This window comes from Streptomyces sp. TRM68367 (assembly GCF_014495685.1).
Lineage (GTDB): Bacteria > Actinomycetota > Actinomycetes > Streptomycetales > Streptomycetaceae > Streptomyces.
On record NZ_JACTVI010000015.1, the window covers coordinates 107,358 to 125,241 of the forward strand.

19 protein-coding genes and 3 pseudogenes are annotated in these 17,884 nt (G+C 71.4%); 15 read left to right on the plus strand and 7 right to left on the minus strand.

Features of this window, described 5'->3' with window-relative positions; all coding sequences use genetic code 11:
• Positions 1-21: 21 nt before the first annotated feature.
• The 5 genes from H8R17_RS13435 to H8R17_RS13455 all read left to right on the plus strand — a co-directional run bounded on the left by H8R17_RS13435 (position 22) and on the right by H8R17_RS13455 (position 5,110).
• Complete coding sequence (locus H8R17_RS13435; protein WP_399476667.1) at positions 22-282, plus strand: hypothetical protein; 261 nt, start codon at positions 22-24, stop codon at positions 280-282.
• A gap of 65 nt (positions 283-347) precedes the next feature.
• Positions 348-542 carry a hypothetical protein gene (locus H8R17_RS13440; RefSeq protein WP_187823402.1) on the plus strand — a complete coding sequence of 65 codons (195 nt, stop codon included), beginning with the start codon at positions 348-350 and terminating at the stop codon, positions 540-542.
• 314 nt (positions 543-856) lie between these two features.
• Positions 857-1,141, plus strand: a complete 285-nt coding sequence (gene tatA, locus H8R17_RS13445; protein WP_187823403.1) for a Sec-independent protein translocase subunit TatA — start codon at positions 857-859, stop codon at positions 1,139-1,141.
• A gap of 92 nt (positions 1,142-1,233) precedes the next feature.
• Positions 1,234-2,118: a twin-arginine translocase subunit TatC gene (tatC, locus tag H8R17_RS13450; protein WP_187823404.1), complete on the plus strand. Its 885-nt coding sequence runs from the start codon at positions 1,234-1,236 to the stop codon at positions 2,116-2,118.
• 139 nt (positions 2,119-2,257) lie between these two features.
• Positions 2,258-5,110 carry an RNA helicase gene (locus H8R17_RS13455; RefSeq protein ID WP_187823405.1) on the plus strand — a complete coding sequence of 951 codons (2,853 nt, stop codon included), beginning with the start codon at positions 2,258-2,260 and terminating at the stop codon, positions 5,108-5,110.
• Here H8R17_RS13455 and H8R17_RS49200 read toward each other — a convergent pair.
• Both H8R17_RS49200 and H8R17_RS13465 read right to left on the minus strand, forming a co-directional pair.
• On the minus strand, positions 5,092-5,604 hold the full coding sequence (locus H8R17_RS49200) for a biotin carboxylase N-terminal domain-containing protein (protein WP_399476669.1): 513 nt from the start codon (positions 5,602-5,604) through the stop codon (positions 5,092-5,094). The genes H8R17_RS13455 and H8R17_RS49200 overlap by 19 nt on opposite strands.
• Positions 5,601-5,702, minus strand: a pseudogene (locus tag H8R17_RS13465) (urea carboxylase); the annotation flags it as partial. The gene H8R17_RS49200 and the pseudogene H8R17_RS13465, both read right to left, overlap by 4 nt.
• Positions 5,703-6,101: 399 nt before the next feature.
• Between H8R17_RS13465 and H8R17_RS13470 the strand changes: the two are divergent.
• Genes H8R17_RS13470 through H8R17_RS13490 form a run of 5 tightly spaced genes read left to right on the plus strand, consistent with a single transcriptional unit; the run spans position 6,102 to position 10,769 of the window.
• Positions 6,102-7,784: a sensor histidine kinase KdpD gene (locus H8R17_RS13470; protein WP_187823406.1), complete on the plus strand. Its 1,683-nt coding sequence runs from the start codon at positions 6,102-6,104 to the stop codon at positions 7,782-7,784.
• Positions 7,781-8,188: a roadblock/LC7 domain-containing protein gene (locus H8R17_RS13475; RefSeq protein ID WP_187823407.1), complete on the plus strand. Its 408-nt coding sequence runs from the start codon at positions 7,781-7,783 to the stop codon at positions 8,186-8,188. Before H8R17_RS13470 ends, H8R17_RS13475 begins: the two co-directional genes overlap by 4 nt.
• The gene (locus H8R17_RS13480) at positions 8,185-8,589 is read left to right on the plus strand and encodes a DUF742 domain-containing protein (protein WP_187823408.1); all 405 of its coding nucleotides are present in this window, start codon (positions 8,185-8,187) and stop codon (positions 8,587-8,589) included. The genes H8R17_RS13475 and H8R17_RS13480 overlap by 4 nt, the downstream gene beginning before the upstream one ends.
• Positions 8,570-9,190 carry an ATP/GTP-binding protein gene (locus tag H8R17_RS13485; protein WP_187823409.1) on the plus strand — a complete coding sequence of 207 codons (621 nt, stop codon included), beginning with the start codon at positions 8,570-8,572 and terminating at the stop codon, positions 9,188-9,190. The genes H8R17_RS13480 and H8R17_RS13485 overlap by 20 nt, the downstream gene beginning before the upstream one ends.
• 58 nt (positions 9,191-9,248) lie before the next feature.
• Positions 9,249-10,769, plus strand: a complete 1,521-nt coding sequence (locus H8R17_RS13490; RefSeq protein ID WP_187823410.1) for a cytochrome P450 — start codon at positions 9,249-9,251, stop codon at positions 10,767-10,769.
• A gap of 9 nt (positions 10,770-10,778) precedes the next feature.
• Here H8R17_RS13490 and H8R17_RS13495 read toward each other — a convergent pair whose 3' ends face one another.
• The gene (locus tag H8R17_RS13495; protein WP_187823411.1) at positions 10,779-11,732 is read right to left on the minus strand and encodes an RluA family pseudouridine synthase; all 954 of its coding nucleotides are present in this window, start codon (positions 11,730-11,732) and stop codon (positions 10,779-10,781) included.
• 79 nt (positions 11,733-11,811) lie between these two features.
• Between H8R17_RS13495 and H8R17_RS13500 the strand changes: the two genes are divergently transcribed.
• From H8R17_RS13500 to H8R17_RS13510, 4 genes and pseudogenes are all read left to right on the plus strand, one after another.
• Complete coding sequence (locus H8R17_RS13500; RefSeq protein WP_187823412.1) at positions 11,812-12,399, plus strand: GNAT family N-acetyltransferase; 588 nt, start codon at positions 11,812-11,814, stop codon at positions 12,397-12,399.
• A 28-nt stretch (positions 12,400-12,427) separates the two neighbouring features.
• A pseudogene (locus tag H8R17_RS13505) lies at positions 12,428-12,717 on the plus strand (alpha/beta hydrolase fold domain-containing protein); the annotation flags it as partial.
• 3 nt (positions 12,718-12,720) lie between these two features.
• Positions 12,721-12,858 carry a hypothetical protein gene (locus H8R17_RS46655; RefSeq protein ID WP_262505231.1) on the plus strand — a complete coding sequence of 46 codons (138 nt, stop codon included), beginning with the start codon at positions 12,721-12,723 and terminating at the stop codon, positions 12,856-12,858.
• Positions 12,859-13,021: 163 nt separating this feature from the next.
• Entirely contained in the window at positions 13,022-13,669 is a 648-nt protein-coding gene (locus H8R17_RS13510; protein ID WP_187823413.1) for a YHS domain protein, read from the plus strand.
• A 19-nt stretch (positions 13,670-13,688) separates the two neighbouring features.
• Here the strand turns inward: H8R17_RS13510 and H8R17_RS13515 are convergent, their stop codons facing one another.
• On the minus strand, positions 13,689-14,636 hold the full coding sequence (locus H8R17_RS13515) for a LysR family transcriptional regulator (protein WP_187823414.1): 948 nt from the start codon (positions 14,634-14,636) through the stop codon (positions 13,689-13,691).
• 69 nt (positions 14,637-14,705) lie between these two features.
• Here H8R17_RS13515 and H8R17_RS13520 point away from each other — a divergent pair.
• A pseudogene (locus H8R17_RS13520) lies at positions 14,706-15,886 on the plus strand (TDT family transporter).
• Here the strand turns inward: H8R17_RS13520 and H8R17_RS13525 are convergent.
• From H8R17_RS13525 to H8R17_RS13535, 3 genes are all read right to left on the minus strand, one after another.
• Positions 15,798-16,517, minus strand: a complete 720-nt coding sequence (locus H8R17_RS13525; RefSeq protein WP_187823415.1) for a helical backbone metal receptor — start codon at positions 16,515-16,517, stop codon at positions 15,798-15,800. The pseudogene H8R17_RS13520 and the gene H8R17_RS13525 sit on opposite strands and share 89 nt — an antisense overlap.
• Positions 16,514-17,083, minus strand: a complete 570-nt coding sequence (locus H8R17_RS13530; protein WP_187823416.1) for a helix-turn-helix domain-containing protein — start codon at positions 17,081-17,083, stop codon at positions 16,514-16,516. Before H8R17_RS13530 ends, H8R17_RS13525 begins: the two co-directional genes overlap by 4 nt.
• 517 nt (positions 17,084-17,600) lie before the next feature.
• On the minus strand, positions 17,601-17,884 hold a 284-nt coding region (locus tag H8R17_RS13535; RefSeq protein ID WP_316959391.1), incomplete at its 5' end, for a glycine betaine ABC transporter substrate-binding protein.

Below are 17,884 nucleotides of genomic sequence, written 5' to 3' on the forward strand. Positions count from 1 at the left end.
TCGGGGTCTGGTGTGCAGGGCATGACGGTGGCGTCCGCGTTCGCCGGGATGAGAAGCGTGGCCCCGGTGGTCTTCAAGGCGGGCTGCCCGGACTGCCGGGGCCGTTTCGAGCTCGCCGCGAGCGCCCTGCGCCTGGCCATCGGTGCCACGAGCCGGACCACGTTCTACTCCTTCACCTGCCCGGAATGCGGCGCCTCGGTGCGCAAGCCGGCCGGGGAGCGGATCGTGGAGCTGCTCACCGGGGGCGGGGTCAGGACCCTGCGGCTGCACTCAACGGTGTAGCCGGGGGCGGGCCGTGGTCCGCCCTATGCACGTTCGGCTCCCCGGCAGGGTCTAGGCTCGACGCCATGTTCTGGCCGATGTTCGCGGTAGCTGTGGGGTTCCTGGGTCTCGCCGTGCTCGGGGTGTTCGCCGTGCGGGTCTTTTTGGAGGCGCAGCGGCTCGGCCGGCAGGTCGCGGACTCGGCGCAGCGCATCAACCGGGCCGCCGAGGACCTGGAGCGTGCCGCCGTGAGCACGGCCAGGTCCGTCGACGCGCTCTGACCCGCTCCGACCGCCCGGCGACGGCGCCGTGGACCTTCGGCGCGGTGGCTTGTGCGTGTCCTGTGAGTCCCGGGTTGGCCGTGTTTTGGGCCGCTTCGCCCTGTCAACTTGCCGGTCCCGCCAGGTACGCTGCTGGTCGCGGACCGGAAAACGAGGCCCGGCCCGCGGATCGGGGGTACGCACAGGATATGCACGGGCATTGCCTCGCGTTCACCCCTGAGCGTTACGATCGCTGTCAGCACGGTCGATCGGACGCATGTCCGACCGGTCGGACGGCACCCCACCCAGCCGCCTCGGTGAGAAGGTAAAGACTTATGTTCGGAAGGCTCGGAGCTCCCGAGATCATTCTCATCCTCGTCGTCATCATCCTGCTGTTCGGCGCGAAGAAGCTTCCGGACATGGCGCGCTCGCTCGGCAAGTCCGCGCGCATCCTCAAGAGCGAGGCCAAGGCGATGAAGGACGAAAAGTCCTCCGCCCCGGCCGACCCGCCGAACAACGACGAGCAGTCCTCCCCGGCACAGCGCATCATCCAGGCGGCCCCCGGCGACATGACCAGCTCGCGCCCGGTCAACGAGCCGACGGACACCACCAAGCGCTGACGCAGGGCCGGACGCCTCCGGCCTGCCGCACGAGATGAGGACGTGGGTTGCTCAAGTCTGCCCGCAAGAAAGAGAAGGATCCCGAGGGGCGGATGCCCCTTGTGGAGCACCTGCGTGAACTGCGCAACCGGCTCGCGAAGGGCATGTTGGCGATCACGGTCATCACCGTGGTGGTCGCCTTCTACTCGCAGGAGCTGATGAACTTCCTCATGGATCCCGTCCCGCGGTGCGACACGGGACTGGGCGAATCCACGGGAGGCGCCTGCGCCGTCATCGCCTACACCGACCTGCTGTCCCCCTTCACCACCACGGTGAAGGTGTGCTTCATGGCGGGCGTTGTCCTCGCCAGCCCGGTCTGGCTGTACCAGCTCTGGGCGTTCGTGGCGCCGGGTCTGCACCAGCACGAGCGGAAGTACACGTACTGGTTCGTGTCCGCGGCCGTGCCCCTCTTCCTGGGCGGAGCCTGGCTCGCCTACACGATCCTGCCCATCAGCATGCGCGTCCTCCTCGGGATCACGCCCGAGGGTTCGGCGAACATCCTGCCGATGGACAAGATCCTTGACTTCGTCGTCCGGATGATCCTCATCTTCGGCGGCGCCTTCGAACTTCCCCTCGTGCTCGTGATGCTCAACTTCGCCGGTGCCGTGACCGGACGCCGCATGATGGGCTGGTGGCGGGGCGTCGTGATGGGCGTCTTCGTCTTCGGTGCCGTGGCCACGCCCACCACCGACCCCGTCGGCATGATCGCGCTCGCCGGGCCCATCGTCGTCCTGTACTTCATGGCGGTCGGCGTCTCCCTGCTCAACGACCGCCGGCGCCGCCGCAACGACCCCGATGCCGGACTGAGCGACGAAGAGGCCTCCGACCTCGACCTCACGCCCGACGACATAGGCGAGATCGAGCCCGTGACGGCCAGCCGCGCCCTGCCGGAGCAGGCGGGCCCGGACCGGGTCAACGGCTACGACGACGTCACCTGACGCGGCCCGCGAGGGCCACGGCCCACCGCGCACCTGAAGAGGGCCGGACGGCATCCGTCCGGCCCTTTCGCCATGCCGAACACAGTGACGCGGCTCACATCACGGGCTGGATGCGGTACTGAGGGCCGCGATCCGGATATTGATCGTCCTGTTGTCAGTGGCTCCCGGTACGCTCGAAAGCACGATGACAGAGGACCTCTCACCGGCCGAGCGGTACGAGGCAGCCCGCAGGCGCGCTGCCGAGCAGGCCACCGCGCTCGCCTCCTTCCGCGAGATGTACGACTTCGGCCTCGACCCCTTCCAGATAGAGGCCTGCCAGGCACTCGAAGCGGGCAAGGGAGTGCTGGTCGCCGCGCCCACCGGCTCCGGCAAGACGATCGTGGGCGAGTTCGCCGTCCACCTCGCCCTCAAAGAGGGCAAGAAGTGCTTCTACACGACGCCCATCAAGGCGCTGTCGAACCAGAAGTACGCCGACCTGTGCCGCCGCTACGGCACGGACAAGGTCGGCCTGCTGACCGGCGACAACAGCGTCAACTCCGGCGCCCCCGTGGTCGTGATGACCACCGAGGTGCTGCGGAACATGCTGTACGCCGGCTCGCAGACCCTCCTCGGCCTCGGGTACGTGGTCATGGACGAGGTGCACTACCTCTCCGACCGCTTCCGGGGCGCCGTGTGGGAAGAGGTGATCATCCACCTTCCCGAGTCCGTGACCCTGGTGTCACTGTCGGCGACCGTGTCGAACGCCGAGGAGTTCGGCGACTGGCTCGACACCGTCCGCGGCGACACCGAGGTGATCGTCGCCGAGCACCGGCCCGTGCCGCTGTTCCAGCACGTGCTGGCCGGGCGCCGGATGTACGACCTGTTCGAGGAGGGGGAGGGCCACAAGAAGGCCGTCAACCCCGACCTCACGCGGATGGCGCGGATGGAGGCCACCCGCCCGTCGTTCACGGACAGAAGGCGTGGTCGGGCCATGCGCGAGGCCGACCGGGAGCGGGAGCGCAGACAGCGGTCCCGGGTGTGGACACCGAGCCGGCCCGAGGTCATCGAGCGGCTCGACACCGAGGGCCTGCTGCCCGCGATCACCTTCATCTTCAGCCGCGCCGCCTGCGAGGCCGCCGTCCAGCAGTGCCTGTACGCCGGACTGCGGCTCAACGACGAGGAGGCGCGGGAGAAGGTGCGCGACCTCGTCGAGGAGCGCACGGCCTCCATCCCGGCCGAGGACCTGCACGTCCTGGGCTACTACGAGTGGCTGGAGGGCCTGGAGCGCGGCATCGCCGCCCATCACGCGGGCATGCTGCCGACGTTCAAGGAGGTCGTCGAGGAGCTCTTCGTGCGCGGCCTGGTGAAGGCGGTGTTCGCGACCGAGACCCTCGCGCTGGGCATCAACATGCCCGCCCGTTCGGTGGTGTTGGAGAAGCTCGTCAAGTGGAACGGCGAGCAGCACGCCGACATCACGCCCGGCGAGTACACGCAGCTGACGGGCCGTGCGGGGCGGCGCGGCATCGACATCGAGGGCCACGCCGTGGTGCTGTGGCAGCGCGGCATGAACCCCGACCACCTGGCCGGGCTCGCGGGTACGCGCACGTATCCGCTGCGGTCCAGCTTCAAGCCGTCGTACAACATGGCGGTCAACCTGGTCGAGCAGTTCGGCCGGCACCGCTCACGCGAGCTGCTGGAGACGTCCTTCGCGCAGTTCCAGGCCGACAAGTCGGTGGTCGGGATCTCGCGTCAGGTGCAGCGCAACGAAGAGGGGCTGGCCGGCTACAAGGCCTCGATGACCTGCCACCTGGGCGACTTCGAGGAGTACGCGCGGCTGCGCCGCGAGCTGAAGGACCGCGAGACCGAGCTGGCCCGGCAGGGCGCGGCGCAGCGGCGCGCGGAGGCGGCCGTCGCGCTGGAGAAGCTGAAGCCCGGTGACGTCATCCATGTGCCGACGGGCAAGTACGCGGGTCTGGCGCTGGTACTGGACCCGGGGCTGGCGGCCGGGCGGTCGAACGGCCACCGGGGCTTCGAGCACCACGACGGGCCGCGGCCGCTGGTGCTCACCGCCGAGCGGCAGGTCAAGCGCCTGGCATCCATGGATTTCCCGGTGCCGGTCGAGCCGCTGGAGCGGATGCGGATCCCCAAGTCCTTCAACCCGCGTTCGCCGCAGTCCCGCCGCGACCTCGCGTCCGCGCTGCGCAGCAAGGCCGGGCACATCGCGCCGGACCGGCACCGCAAGCGGAGGTCCGCCGCCGCGGACGACCGGGAGATCGCGCGGCTGCGGGCGGCGTTGCGGGCGCATCCCTGCCATGGGTGCAGTGACCGGGAGGATCATGCGCGGTGGGCCGAGCGGTATCACCGGCTGCTGCGGGACACGTCGCAGCTGGAGCGGCGGATCGAGGGGCGCACGAACACGATTGCCCGGACGTTCGACCGGATTGTGGCGCTGCTGACCGAGCTGGACTATCTGCGCGGGGATGACGTCACCGAGCACGGCAAGCGGTTGGCGCGGCTGTACGGCGAGCTTGATCTGCTGGCGAGTGAGTGTCTGCGGGAGGGGGTCTGGGAGGGGCTCGCTCCGGCTGAACTCGCGGCGTGTGTTTCGGCGTTGGTGTACGAGGCGCGGCTTTCGGACGATGCGATGGTGCCGAAGTTGCCCTCGGGGAAGTCCAAGGCCGCGCTGGGTGAGATGGTGCGGATCTGGGGACGGCTGGATGGGCTGGAGGAGGAGTTCCGGATCACGCAGAGCGAGGGGGTCGGGCAGCGGGAGCCGGATCTCGGGTTTGCCTGGGCCGCGTATATGTGGGCCTCTGGGAAGGGGCTTGATGAGGTGCTGCGGGAGGTGGAGATGCCGGCGGGGGATTTTGTGCGGTGGTGTAAGCAGGTGATTGATGTGCTGGGTCAGATTTCTGCGGCGGCGCCGGCTGAGGGCTCTACGGTGCCGAAGGCTGCGCGTAAGGCCGTTGATGGGTTGCTGCGGGGAGTTGTCGCCTACTCGTCGGTGGGGTGACTCGGTCGTCGGCGGGTGCGGGTGGTGTGTGGCTTGTCGCGCAGTTCCCCGCGCCCCTGGGCTGGCTGCCCTGCCCAGGGGATTTGGACAGTGACGCCAGCCTCCGTACTGCGTGATGTCCTGGGCGTCGGCGAGGCGCCCGGTTCGCACAGGACACCCGGGACCCGGGTGCCGTCTGCCAGTTGCACGCTGCCGAGCGTCATCGGGCGAGGGAGTGTTGTCGCCGCGTCCTCCGAGAGGAAGCCATAGCGGGGGTGGATGGCGTCCGCGCCGCTGTCCTTGCCGCCTCCAGTACCAGGTCGGCGTCCAGGTACGACTCCCTCGCGGGCGCCGGGCCCAGCCGTACGGCCTCGTCGGAGAGCCGGACGTGTGGGGCAGCCGCGGTCGGCGTCGGAGTGCACGGCGGCCGTGCGCAGGCCCAGGTCGTGGGCGGTGCGGATGATCCGGACGGCGATCTCGCCGCGGTTGGCGACCAGCAGGGTGCCGAAAGTCATGCCGGGCCCGCCTCGGAGATCGTCATCTTCCCCGCCGTCGGCTCGAAGCCGTTGCAGGGGTTGTTGATCTGCGGGCAGTTGGACACGAGGACCTGGACACCTACCGGCGGTTGACGAAGTGGAGCGCCCCGTCTCGGAGTTCGCGAGGGCCGCCGCCGATGCGACGCTGCGCATCGCGGGTGTCTGAGAGCACTCCGAGGCCCCTCTTCACCCGTCACGGTCAGTGATTTCGTACGCCCGTACGTCGTGACGCGGTGTGTTCGAATTCTCTCCGAGTGTGAAAATAAGTCTGAGCCTACTAGCCTCGCGCGCCCCGTTTCAGGGGCTTGCCGAATATGACTCGGCGATGATCCGGTCGGACTAAGCTCGCCCGCAGTGCCCCGAGTTGAGGCGTATTCGTGCGCTTGTTCCCAATGCGCGGAAGATCCAGACAGTTCCATGACATACCCCCCTGCAAGCTCCCCGAACCGTCAGCCGATTCATTTCAGAGAGCCCACATGGTGAGTGTTGAATCCCCGCCCGGCCGCCGTGAACTTCCTTGCGCGCGCGTGCTGTTGCTGCCGGCCATACTGATGGCCGTGGCGACCGGAGCCGCCGTCGCCCTGGTGGCGCCGCCGGCCCGGGCCGCAGTCGGCTGGTGCGGCGCCGTCGCCACGCTGCTGGTGATCGCGACGGCTGCCGAAGCGGTGCGCCGCGGCCGCACGCTGCGCCACGCGCGCGCCGAGCACGCCCGTCACACCGCGTATCTGGAACAGCGGATCACCGCGCACGAACAGCGGATCGCCGCGCACGACAGCGAATGGACCCGCCTCGCCAAAGAGCTCGTGCCCGCAGCCATCGACGAGGTGCAAAGCGGACGCCTCGCCCGGGAGGTGGTCCGTCAACTCGGTATGACGGATCCCGCCTTTCGGGATCTCCCCGCCCCGCAGGTGACGGTCATCAACACCGTGCTCAAGATCATCGAGCACGAGCAGGTCCTGCGCGATTCCGTGCAGCGCTCCTTCGTCGACATCAACCGCCGCATCCAGGCGATCGTTCACCAGCAGGCCAACGAACTGCGGGAGATGGAGGAGGACCACGGCCGCAACCCCGAGGTCTTCGACGACCTGCTGCGCCTCGACCACGGCACCTCCCTGATCGGCCGCCTCGCCGACTCCGTCACCGTCCTCGGCCGCGGCCGCCCCGGACGCCAGTGGCCCGAGCCCGTCGCGCTGTACAGCGTGCTGCGCGGCGCCATGTCCCGGATCCTGGAGTACCGCCGGATCTCGCTGGACTCCATCGCCAAGGTCAACGTCAAGGGCACCGCCGTCGAGCCGGTCATCCACGCCCTCGCCGAGATCCTCGACAACGCCACCCGCTACTCGCCACCGGCGAGCAAGGTGCACGTCACCGCCAGCGAGGTGCAGACCGGCGTCGCCATCGAGATCGAGGACTCCGGCGTCAACCTCAGCGAGGAGTCCCGGCTGCGCATCGAGGGCATGCTGGAAGACGCCATGACCGGGGTCGACCTGGAGGAACTCGGCAACAACCCGCGCCTGGGCCTGGCCGTGGTCGGCCGACTGTGCAAGGCGCACAACATGCAGATCTCGCTGCGCGCCTCGGCCTACGGCGGCGTCCGCGCCATCCTCGTAGTGCCGGGCAAGATGCTGACCGAGGAGCCCGGCGTCGGACTCGCCCACGGCATCGGCGCCACCTCCGTGCCCATCATCATCGACGGCCTCCGGGGGCCCGCCCGCCCGGAGAAGAAGCGGCGTCCCACCGCCCCGCGCATCCCCGGCTCGCCGCCCCCCGAGCCCTGGGACATGGACGACGACGTCCCGGTCGTCACCGAGTGGACCGCCAACGGCCTGCCGCAGCGCCGCAGCAAGGTCAAGACCTCCCTCGCCGACCGGCTCGCCCAGCAGGCGGCCGACCTGAAGGCCGAACGGGAGGCCGCCGCACGCGGCGAGGAGACGCCCTGGACGCCGATCTACCGCGAGCTCCTGTCCGAGACCGAGCCCGAGGAAGAAAAGCGCCTGCCCGGTCTGTGGGTCGAGGACTTCTGGGAGGGCCTCAAGAAGGGCCTGCCCCCCGGCACCCACCCGACCGACTTCACCCGGAACCCCACCAAATACCTGTACCTGCTCAACGACGACGCGGCGGCCCCCACCGAGGCCGACGACGAGGGAGACCCCAAGTGATCCAGCAGCGAGGCAACTTCGACTGGATGCTCAAGGAGCTCTACGACGGCGCACCGGGCATCGAGATGATCGTGGTGCTCTCGGCCGACGGACTGCGCATCGCCCGCTACGGCGGGGACCCCGAGGCCGCCGACCGGGTCGCCGCGGCCTGCGCGGGCATGCAGAGCCTCGCGGGTGCCGTCGCCGGGGAACTCCCCATCGGCAACGGCCAGATGCAGCTGATCCTCATCGAGATCGACAAGGGCTACTTCTACCTCATGAACGCCGGCGCGAACGCGTTCCTCGCGGTGCTCTCCGACGTGCGGGCCGAGCCCGGCTACCTGAGCAACCGGATGCGTGACCTCGTAGTCCGCATCGGCGCCCACCTGACCAGCCCGCCCCGGCGGAACGGGCAGACCGCATGATTCCTCCGCAGCGCCAGCGGCGCCACCCCCAGCAGGAACCGCCCCCGGAGCCGGCGACATCCGAGGAGGGCCCGCCCGAGAAGAACCCCGAGCGGCTGTACGTCGTCGCCGGACCGAACGGCGAGCGCATCACGATCGACCTGGTGACGTTGATCAAGGCGCGCGCCGACCCGCCGCGCTCCGCGACACCCGAGCAGGCGGCGCTGCTGCGGCTGTGCGTCGCCCCGATGTCCGTGGCCGAACTGTCGGCCTACCTCAGCCTGCCGTTCAGCTCGGTGACCGTGCTGATCACCGAGATGCTGATGGCGGAACTGGTGACCGCGCGCAACCCGATCGTCCGCCAGACGCTCCCCGACCGGTCCCTCCTCGAAACGGTGATGCATGGACTTCAAAGGCTCTGATACCATCCCGGGCCCGCGGGCCGAGGACCAGCTGCCGCACACGGCAGAGTCCGCGGCCAAGATCGTGATCGTGGGCGGGTTCGGAGTCGGCAAGACGACCATGGTCGGCTCGGTCAGCGAGATCAAACCGCTGACCACCGAAGAGACCATGACCCAGGCCGGAATCGGGGTCGACGACAACTTCGGCTCCGCGACCAAGACGGCCACCACCGTGGCCATGGACTTCGGCCGTATCAAGATCACCGACCAGCTCGTGCTGTACCTCTTCGGCACACCCGGCCAGCAGCGCTTCTGGTTCCTGTGGCACGGCCTGTTCGAGGGCGCGCTCGGCGCCGTGGTGCTGGTCGACACCCGCCGCCTGGAGGTCAGCTTCGAGGTCATGGGACGGCTGGAGGAACGCGGCGTGCCGTTCGTGGTCGCCGTCAACACCTTCCCGAACGCACCCCGTTACCACATCGAGGAACTGCGCACCGCCCTCGACCTCAGCCCGGGCATCCCCATCATGGAGTGCGACGCGCGCCGCCGGGCCTCCAGCCGTGACGTCCTGGTCACGCTGATGCGCTTCCTGCACTCGCTCCACATGGCGGGCGCCCTCACCTGAGAGCCGTGCCCGCCGGCACCGAACTTCCCCTCCTCTCTCCTGTTTCGGAGCGACCACTGTGACGCCTGAATCCTCATCCCCGCCCCGCACGGACACCCTCGGGCTCGCCCCGCCCCCCGGCTGCCCCGCACACGGCCTCGGGCCCGGGGGACTGCACCGGCTGCACGAGGCGCAGGACCTGGGGGAGCTGTACGAGAACCTCCGGGACGAACACGGCCCCGTGGCGCCCGTGCTGCTCCACGACGACGTACCGATCTGGGTCGTCCTCGGCCACGCCGAGAACCTGCACATGGTGAGCACGCCCGCGCAGTTCTGCCGGGACAGCCGCATCTGGACACCGCTCAGGGAGGGCCTGGTCAAGCCCGACCACCCCCTCATGCCGCACATCGCCTGGCAGCCGATCTGCTCGCACGTCGAGGGCGACGAGCACAAGCGGCTGCGCGGCGCGGTCACCGGCGGCCTGTCGACCATCAACTTCCGCACGCTGCGCTGGCACGTCAACCGGCACAGCCAGGGCCTCGTCAACCGGTTCTGCGAGCGGGGCCGCGCCGACCTCGTCAGCCAGTTCGCCGAGCACCTGCCGATGGGCGTGCTGTGCGAGATCCTCGGCATGCCCGAGGAGTTCAACGACCGCCTGGTGGAGGCCACCCGAGACGCGCTCAGGGGCACCGAGACCGCCATCGCCAGCCACACCTACGTCCTGGAGGCCCTGTCCCGGCTCACCGCCCGCCGCCGGACCGAACCCGACGAGGACTTCGCCAGCCACCTCATCAACCACCCGGCGCGGCTCACCGACGACGAGGTCAGTGAGCACCTGCGCCTCGTGCTCTTCGCCGCCTACGAGGCCACCACCAACCTCCTCGCCAACGTGCTGCGCGTGGTGCTCACCGACCCGCGCTTTCGCGCCCAGCTCAACGGCGGGCAGAGGACGGTGCCGCAGGCGGTGGAGCAGTCGCTGTGGGACGAGCCGCCGTTCAGCACCGTGTTCGCCTACTTCGCCAAGCAGGACGTCGAGCTGGGCGGCCAGCGCATCCGTGAAGGTGACGGGCTGCTGTTCGCTCCGGCGCCGGGCAACGTCGACCCCCGGATCCGGCCCGACCTGTCCGCCCACATGATGGGCAACCGCTCCCACCTCGCGTTCGGCGGCGGCCCGCACGAGTGCCCCGGCCAGGACATCGGCCGTACCATCGCCGACATCGGCGTCGAGGCGCTGCTGCTGCGGCTGCCGGACATCCGGATCGACTGCGCCGAGAAGGACCTGCGCTGGCGGGAGTCCATTGCCTCACGGCACCTCGTGGAGCTGCCGGTGCGCTTCGAGCCCGGGCCGCCGCAGGACGTGATGGAGATGCCGTCGTACGGGCCGGTTCCGGCGCCGCGCCCCGCGTGGCACATCAGCAGCTCCCCGCCGCCGCAGCCGGCCGCCGCACAGCCCCAGCCGGCGGCTCCGCAGCCCCAGCCCGTGGCCACACAGCCGCAGCCGGAGGTCCCGCAACCCCGGCCGGACGGCGTTCCGCAACCGGAACCAGCCCGCCGGAGGGGGGTCTGGCAGCGCTTCCTGCACTGGTGGCGCGGGGACTGACCGGCCCGGCTACCGGCCGGCGGCCCAGTCGCCGTACGACGCCCACGCCCCGAGCAGCCGCCCGCTGCGCAGCCGGTGCGTGGCGCCCGTGACCGGGTCGGTGAACTCCAGCGCCCGCGCCAGCAGTTGCAGCGGGCGCCGGAAGTCACCGGTCGGCACGGGGCCGGTCACCTCGGGATAGAGCGGATCGCCGAGGATGGGCACGCCCAGCGCGGTCATGTGCACGCGCAGCTGGTGCGTCTGCCCGGTGCCGGGCACCAGCCGGTAGCGGCCCAGCCCGTCGCCGCGCCGCTCGATCAGCTCCACGCGGCTGACGGCGTTGGGCTCGCCCTCGGCCTCCCGCGCCGTGAGCGTCCCGCGCTCCTTCACGATCCGGCTGCGCACGGTCCGGGGCAGGGCGAGGCCGGGATCGTACGGCGCGACCGCCTCGTACTCCTTGCGCACCCGCCGGTCGCGGAACAGTGTCTGGTACGCGCCGCGCTCCTCGGGCCGCACGGTGAACAGCACGAGCCCGGCGGTGAGCCGGTCCAGCCGGTGCGCGGCGCTCAGCTGCGGGATGCCGAGGTCCCGGCGCAGCCGCGCGAGCGCCGTCTCGGCGACATGGCTGCCGCGCGGGGTGGTGGCCAGGAAGTGCGGCTTGTCGGCCACGACGATGTGCGCGTCCCGGTACACGACCGGCAATGGGAAGGGCACCGGGACCTCGTCGGGCAGCTCCCGGTGGAACCACACGAACATGCCGGGCACGTATGCCGCGTCCGACGCCACCGGCCGCCCGTCCGCACCGACGACCAGCCCCGCGTCGAACATGCCCTCGACGACACCGGCACCCGCCCCCGACAGCCGCTCCCGCAGATGCTCCCGCACGGTGGCCCAGGACCCCTCGGCGGGCAGCCGCACCCGCACCGCGTCGACCCCGTGGCGCTGGGGGAGCGGGGAGCGCGGGGGCGGGGTGCGGCGTCTCATCGCCGACCAGCCTACGAGGGCGTACGGGACGCCGGAAAACCGCTGGGCCCGGCCGCCATCGCGTTGGCAGGATGCGGGTATGCCAGACCTCGTCAGCCCGGTCCTTGCCACGGGCACGCTCTCCCGCACCCTCCAGCCCACCATCCCCACCGGCGACGGACTCGTCCTGCGCCCCTGGCGCACCGAGGACGCGCCGGCGGTCTACCGGGCGTTCCAGGACCCCGTGATCCACCAGTGGCACATCCGCTCCGCCGACTCCGAGGACGAGGCGCGCGGCTGGATCGCCGAGTGGCGGCAGGAGTGGGGCGAGGAGCGCAGGATCCAGTGGGCGGTCGCCGACGCGGCCACCGACGGGCTGCTCGGGCGGGTGGCGCTGCGCGACATCGCGCTGGACGAGGGCCTGGCCGAGGTCGCGTACTGGACCGTGCCGGCGGCCCGCGGACAGGGCGTCGCGGCACGCGCCACGACCGCACTCGCCCGCTGGGCGCTCGACGAGGTCGGCTTCCACCGCCTCGAACTGGTGCACGCCGTCGGCAACCAGCCGTCCTGCCGGGTCGCCGCGAAGTGCGGCTTCGCCCTCGAGGGCACCAAGCGCAGTGCCGCCCTGCACCCGGACGGCTGGCACGACATGCACCTGCACGCGCGCGTGCGGGGCGATCGCCGCTAACAGCTCCGGCGCGGGGATCGCGGCCGCGGTGGCGCTGCGGGCGCGTGACGAGCAGGGGCCGCCGATCCGCTTCCAACTGCTCAACGAGGCCATCCTCGACGACCGGCAGCAGACCTGGTCGGCGCGGAACTTCACGGCCACGCCCTGGAACACGCGGGCCGACGAGCCGCGGCGCTGGGGCACTACCTGGGCTCCGCGACCGCCACGCCGTACGCCGCACCGGCCCGGGCCACCGACCTGTCCGGCCTGCCGCCGGCCTGCATCGCCACCGCGGAGTTCGACCCGAACCGCGACGAAGGCATCGACTACGCACTGCGCCTGTTGCAGGCGGGCGTCCCGGTCGAACTGCACCAGTGGCCCGGCACCTTCCACGGCTCGCAGGCCATCCCGTCCGCCGGGATCTCCCAGCGGCAGATCGCCGAACTCACCGGGGCCCTGCGCCGCGCCCTGGCCGAGTGACGCGTCCTGACGCCTCGCCGGCGGGATACGCCGCTGCCGCCATGCGCATCGCCTACTCCGCGCGGAGTAGAGCAAAGGGCCTCCCTCCGGGGGATGGCACATTTCCGCCTCCTGGGCAGAGTGGCCGGCGTGCCAACAGCCGGTCACATGACAGGAGTACGGGATGCTGCTGATCGAAGTCTTCGTTCCCGGAGGGGCGTTGAGCGAGGAGGATCGGAAGGTACTGGGGCAGCGGCTCATCGACACGCTCATGGTCGAGGACGACGGCCACGCCATCGAGATCATCGATGCCCAGCGCACGCTGACACAGGTCCTCGTGCACGAGCCCGCCGCCTGGGTCCTCGGTCAGAGGCCGGCGGCGGACCCGGCGGATCCACCGCGCTATCTGGTGCGGGTCACCGTTCCGGCGTCATGGCGCAGGGAGATGTGCGACTACACGGTGGAGATCATCACCGGTGTGCTGGCCGAGACGGAACGGGCCGCCGGCCGTGACCCGGAGCGGATGCGGCGTGAGCCGCACGCGGTGATTCTCGTGGACGGCATCTCCGAGGGCGGCATCGGGATCCACGGAAGGGCCATGGGCAGCCTGGACCTCACCGAACTCGTCTCCCGGCCGTACCGCGACAACGCCACCGCCCGCCCAGTCCCGGACTCGCCGCAGGGCGGACTGATCGACCCGGTCTGCGGCATGCGTGTGGACCTCGACGACTCCACCCTCACGCTGGTACACGACGGGGTCCTGTACGGCTTCTGCCACGGCCTGTGCCGACGGGCCTTCGCCGACGAGCACGGAGTACCGCTCGGCCGGTAGCGGGGCCGTGCGTCCGCCCCTACCCCCGCGTCAGCGACAGCAGGTCGCGTGCCGGCCCCGTGGGCCGGTGTCCCGTCGGCCAGACCGCGCGCAGGTCGCGGGCCAGGGCGATGCCGTCCACGGGGACGCGGACCAGGCGGCGCATCGCCAGCTCCTCGCCGACGGCGAGTTCGCTGAGGACGGAGGGGCCCGCGCCGCTCACCGCGGCCGCCTTCACGGCCGTGGTGGAGGAGAGCTCGATCAGGGGACGGGCCAGGCCGCCGAGCGCGGCGTCGAGGACCTGGCGGGTGCCGGAGCCCTCCTCCCGCAGGATCAGGGGGGTCGCCGCCAGTTCGTCCGCCGCGATGGGACGCCGGCGGCGGGCCCAGGGGTGGCCGGGGGCCGTCACGACGATCAGGCGGTCGTGGGCTATGACGGCGGAGTCCAGGCCCGGCGGGACGGTCAGGCCCTCCACGAACCCCAGGTCGGCCTCGTCGGACAGCAGGCGCTCGGCCACCGCCGCAGAGTTCCCCGCGTGCAGCGACACCGCCGTGTCCGGCCGCTGGGCGCGTAGCGCGAGCAGCCAGCCCGGCAGCAGATACTCGGCGATGGTCATGCTCGCCGCGACCCGCAGCCGGGAGTCACGGCGGTCGCGCAGCGCCTGCGCCCCCGCGTCGAAGGCCTCGGCCGCCTCGACGATCCGCCGCGCCCAGTCCGTGACCAGGGCACCGGCGTCGGTGAGCCGGGACCCGCGCGGCGAGCGGTCCACCAGCGCCACGCCCAGCTGCCGCTCCATCGACCGGATCCGGCTGCTCGCCGCCGGCTGGGTGATCCCCAGCTCACGTGCCGCCCCGCCCAGGCTGCCCAGCCGCGCCACCGCCAGCAGCAGCTCCAGCGCCCCGAGGTCCGGCACCCGGTGCGCCAGCGATCCGGCGGCCGGGCGACCGGCGTCGGCGGATGCCTCCGGCTTTCTCTCCGTGCTGCTCATAACTCCACCTTATGCCCTCATAGAGGCATACTCCCTGGTCGCGGCCTGCGCCGACACGGATCGTGGGGCATGGTCACCGCAGCCCAGCCCCTTGCCGGTCCTCCGCGTGCCACCGCGCGGCCCCCGCGCGCCACCGCGGTCCGGCACCTCGGGCCGAACTGGTACGCGTCCGTCATGGACACCGCCGTCGTCGCCACCGCCGGGGCCGCGCTCCCGCTGTCCTTCCCCGGCCTGCGCACGGCCCTCACCGCCGTCTGGGCCCTCTCCCTCGCCCTGCTCCTCACGCTCCTCACCGCGCGGGCCGTGTACCGGCGGCACCACCGCGACCAGGCCCGTGCCCACCTCCTCGACCCGGCGACCGCCCCCTTCTACGGCTGCCTCGCGATGGCCCTGCTCGCGGTCGGCTGCGGCGCCCTCACCGTCGGCCGGGACTGGACCAGGCTGCGTGCGGCCGTCGCCCTCGACGCCGTGCTGTTCGGCGCCGGTACGGCCGTAGGACTCGCGGCCGCGGTCGCCGTGCCGTACCTCATGGCCGTACGCCACCGGATCGAGCCCGGGCAGGCCACGCCGGTGTGGCTGCTGCCGCTGGTCGCGCCGATGGTGTCGGCCGCGCTCGGGCCACTGCACGTGCCGCATCTGCCGGCCGGGCAGCCCCGCGCGACCCTGCTGTTCGCCTGCTTCGCGCTGTTCGGGCTGAGCCTGCCGGCGACCCTGCTCATGCTGCCGCTGCTCTTCGCCCGGCTGATCACCGGCGGACCGCTCCCGCCGGCGCTCACCGCGACGCTGTTCCTGGTGTTGGGCCCGCTCGGGCAGTCCACCACCGCCGTCGGGAAGTTCGCCGACGTCGCACCCGGCGTCGTACCGGGCCCGTACCGCGACGGCTTCGGGCTGCTCGCCGGGCTCTACGGCGTGCCCGTGATGGGGTTCGCGCTGCTGTGGCTGTGCCTGGCCACCGCCCATGTGCTGCGCGCCCGGCGGCACGGGATGGGCTTCTCGATGTCCTGGTGGGCGTTCGCCTTCCCCGTGGGCACCTGCGTCACCGGCGCCGAGGCACTGGCCCGGCACACCGGGCTCGTCGTGTACGACGGGCTCGCGGCCGTCCTGTACGGCGTCCTCGTCGCCGCCTGGGCGACCGCCGCCGTGTCACCGCGCGCGGGCTGGTCAGCGGCACGCTGCTCGCAGGGCCCGCCCCAGCGCCCGGGGCGCCTCGGCCAGCGACGGCCCGTACCAGGTCAGGTGCCGCCCGCTGACCAGGGCGCAGGGCAGCCCCGCGAACGCCTCGGGCCCGTCGTCGGCGGTGAAGCGGTAGGGCTCGTCGGGCAGCACGACGACGTCCGGGGCTGCCGCGTGCAGCTCGTCCAGAGGGATCTTCGGGTAGCGCTCGGGATGCGCCGCGTACCGGTGGTCGACGCCCAGGCGGGCCAGTACGTCACCGGCGAAGGTGTCCCGGCCGAGCACCATCCACGGCCGGCGCCAGATCGGTACGACGGCGGTCGTACGGTGCTCCGGTGGCGGCAGTGCCGACCAGGTCTCCTCGGCCTCGTCCAGCCAGCGGGGCCGTACCCGCACGCCGCAGGCGTCCAGGACGCGGGCCAGTTCCCCGAAGGCCTGCGGCACGTCCCGCACCTCGGTCACCAGCACCTCGACCCCCGCCGCGCGCAGGGCCGCGAGGTCGGGCTCGCGGTTCTCCTCCTCGTTGGCGATCACCAGATCGGGGGAGAGCGCGACGATCCGGTCCGTCCTGGGGTTCTTGGTGCCGCCCACGCGCGCGACGTCGAGTCCGCCCGGGTGGGTGCACCAGTCGGTGGCGCCGGCCAGGACGCCGGGGGCGGAGACCGCCACGGCCTCCGTCAGCGACGGCACCAGGGAGACGACCCTCACTGGCGCGGCCGGTTCCGGAGGGCCTCGATGTGCTCCGCGACGGCGACGACGATCAGCCGCGTGTCCGGCACCGTCGCCCGCCACCGGTGCCGCACACCGCCGGTCAGATACAGCGTGTCGCCGCGGCCGAGCCGGTACGCGCGGCCCTCGGCCTCGATCTCCACGGCGCCGTCGGCGACGTACATCAACTGGTCGTTGCGGTACTGGAATTCGCGTCCGGCGTCGTGGTCGCCGAGGAACTCCGAGGCGTGCATCTGGTGGTGGCCGCGCACCAGGGACCGCACCTGCGGCTGCGGCGTCGGCTCGACGGTCTCGGCGCGCACGACGTCCACGCTGCACGCCGGGTCGGCCGCCGCGAGGAGTTCCACGGCGGTGGTGCGCAGCGCGTCGGCGACCTTCTCCAGGGAGCTTGTGCTGGGCCGCGCCCTGTCGTTCTCCACCTGGCTCAGGAAGGGCACGGACAGGCCGCTGCGCTCGGCCACGACGGCGAGGGTGAGCTCCAGAGCCCGGCGCCGCCGCCGCACGGCCGCGCCCACCCGCAAGGGCTGTTCTTTGTGGTCGCCCATCGCTCCGGCTCCCTCCTTCGCTCGTCGTTCCGCCTTCCGCGCGACCGCCCACGGTGCGCGCCTTCTGTTGAGTTGTCTGCACCCTACGCATGTTCGGCAAACCGTTTCATGCGGCCGTCACATCGACGACACACGGGGGACGGTACGACATGACGGTTCGCGCCAGTGGATGAGTACCGCGGCACGCAACCGCCACTGCTGACCCCCGATCAGCGCGAGACAGCTCCTGTTCAGTTCAATGCTCGGGACCTCCCCTGTGTTCCCGCCCGTGTCCGGGCCGGAATGTCTGGTCGGACGGGTGCTGGGGAGGGTACGCCAGGTCGTCGGGCCGGGGCTGGGCATGGGCGGTCGGCAAGGCCCGGTTCGGGGGATGAGGTAGCGCTCTGTGGTTGTCCGGATCCTTTTCGTAGACCTCGGGCCGGGAGCGGGTGCCGCAAGGGGCAGAAAGCCCCGGGCCGGGCTCACCTGTCCGTGAGCCCGGCCCGGGGCCTGTCTCCTTACCGAGGTCCGTGGGGTGTCACGCCACCGGGGCCAGCTTGTCCTCGAGCCCGGGATTCGCGTCCAGCCAGCGGCGCGCGGACTCCTTCTCGTTCCCGGCGCCGCCCTTCTGGATCTCCACCTCGAGGGAGGCGAGTTGCTCCTCGGACAGCTTGAAGTTCTTCAGCCAGCCGCTGAGTTCCGGGAACTCCTTGCGGAAGTCCTTCTTCGCGACGGTGTGGATCTGCTCGCCCTTGCCCCAGGCGCCCTTGGGGTCCTTGAGCTTCTTCAGGTCGTACTTGCCGTACGCCCAGTGCGGCGACC

Coding starts and splice junctions, on each gene's coding strand:
- tatC (WP_187823404.1), top strand. CDS start 1,234: ATGCCCCTTGTGGAGCACCTGCGTGAACTGCGCAACCGGCTCGCGAAG.
- H8R17_RS13440 (WP_187823402.1), top strand. CDS start 348: ATGTTCTGGCCGATGTTCGCGGTAGCTGTGGGGTTCCTGGGTCTCGCC.
- H8R17_RS13480 (WP_187823408.1), top strand. CDS start 8,185: ATGATTCCTCCGCAGCGCCAGCGGCGCCACCCCCAGCAGGAACCGCCC.
- H8R17_RS13495 (WP_187823411.1), bottom strand. CDS start 11,732: ATGAGACGCCGCACCCCGCCCCCGCGCTCCCCGCTCCCCCAGCGCCAC.
- H8R17_RS49200 (WP_399476669.1), bottom strand. CDS start 5,604: ATGACTTTCGGCACCCTGCTGGTCGCCAACCGCGGCGAGATCGCCGTC.
- H8R17_RS13510 (WP_187823413.1), top strand. CDS start 13,022: ATGCTGCTGATCGAAGTCTTCGTTCCCGGAGGGGCGTTGAGCGAGGAG.
- H8R17_RS13530 (WP_187823416.1), bottom strand. CDS start 17,083: ATGGGCGACCACAAAGAACAGCCCTTGCGGGTGGGCGCGGCCGTGCGG.
- H8R17_RS13515 (WP_187823414.1), bottom strand. CDS start 14,636: ATGAGCAGCACGGAGAGAAAGCCGGAGGCATCCGCCGACGCCGGTCGC.
- H8R17_RS13435 (WP_399476667.1), top strand. CDS start 22: ATGACGGTGGCGTCCGCGTTCGCCGGGATGAGAAGCGTGGCCCCGGTG.
- H8R17_RS13500 (WP_187823412.1), top strand. CDS start 11,812: ATGCCAGACCTCGTCAGCCCGGTCCTTGCCACGGGCACGCTCTCCCGC.
- H8R17_RS13470 (WP_187823406.1), top strand. CDS start 6,102: ATGGTGAGTGTTGAATCCCCGCCCGGCCGCCGTGAACTTCCTTGCGCG.
- H8R17_RS13485 (WP_187823409.1), top strand. CDS start 8,570: ATGGACTTCAAAGGCTCTGATACCATCCCGGGCCCGCGGGCCGAGGAC.
- tatA (WP_187823403.1), top strand. CDS start 857: ATGTTCGGAAGGCTCGGAGCTCCCGAGATCATTCTCATCCTCGTCGTC.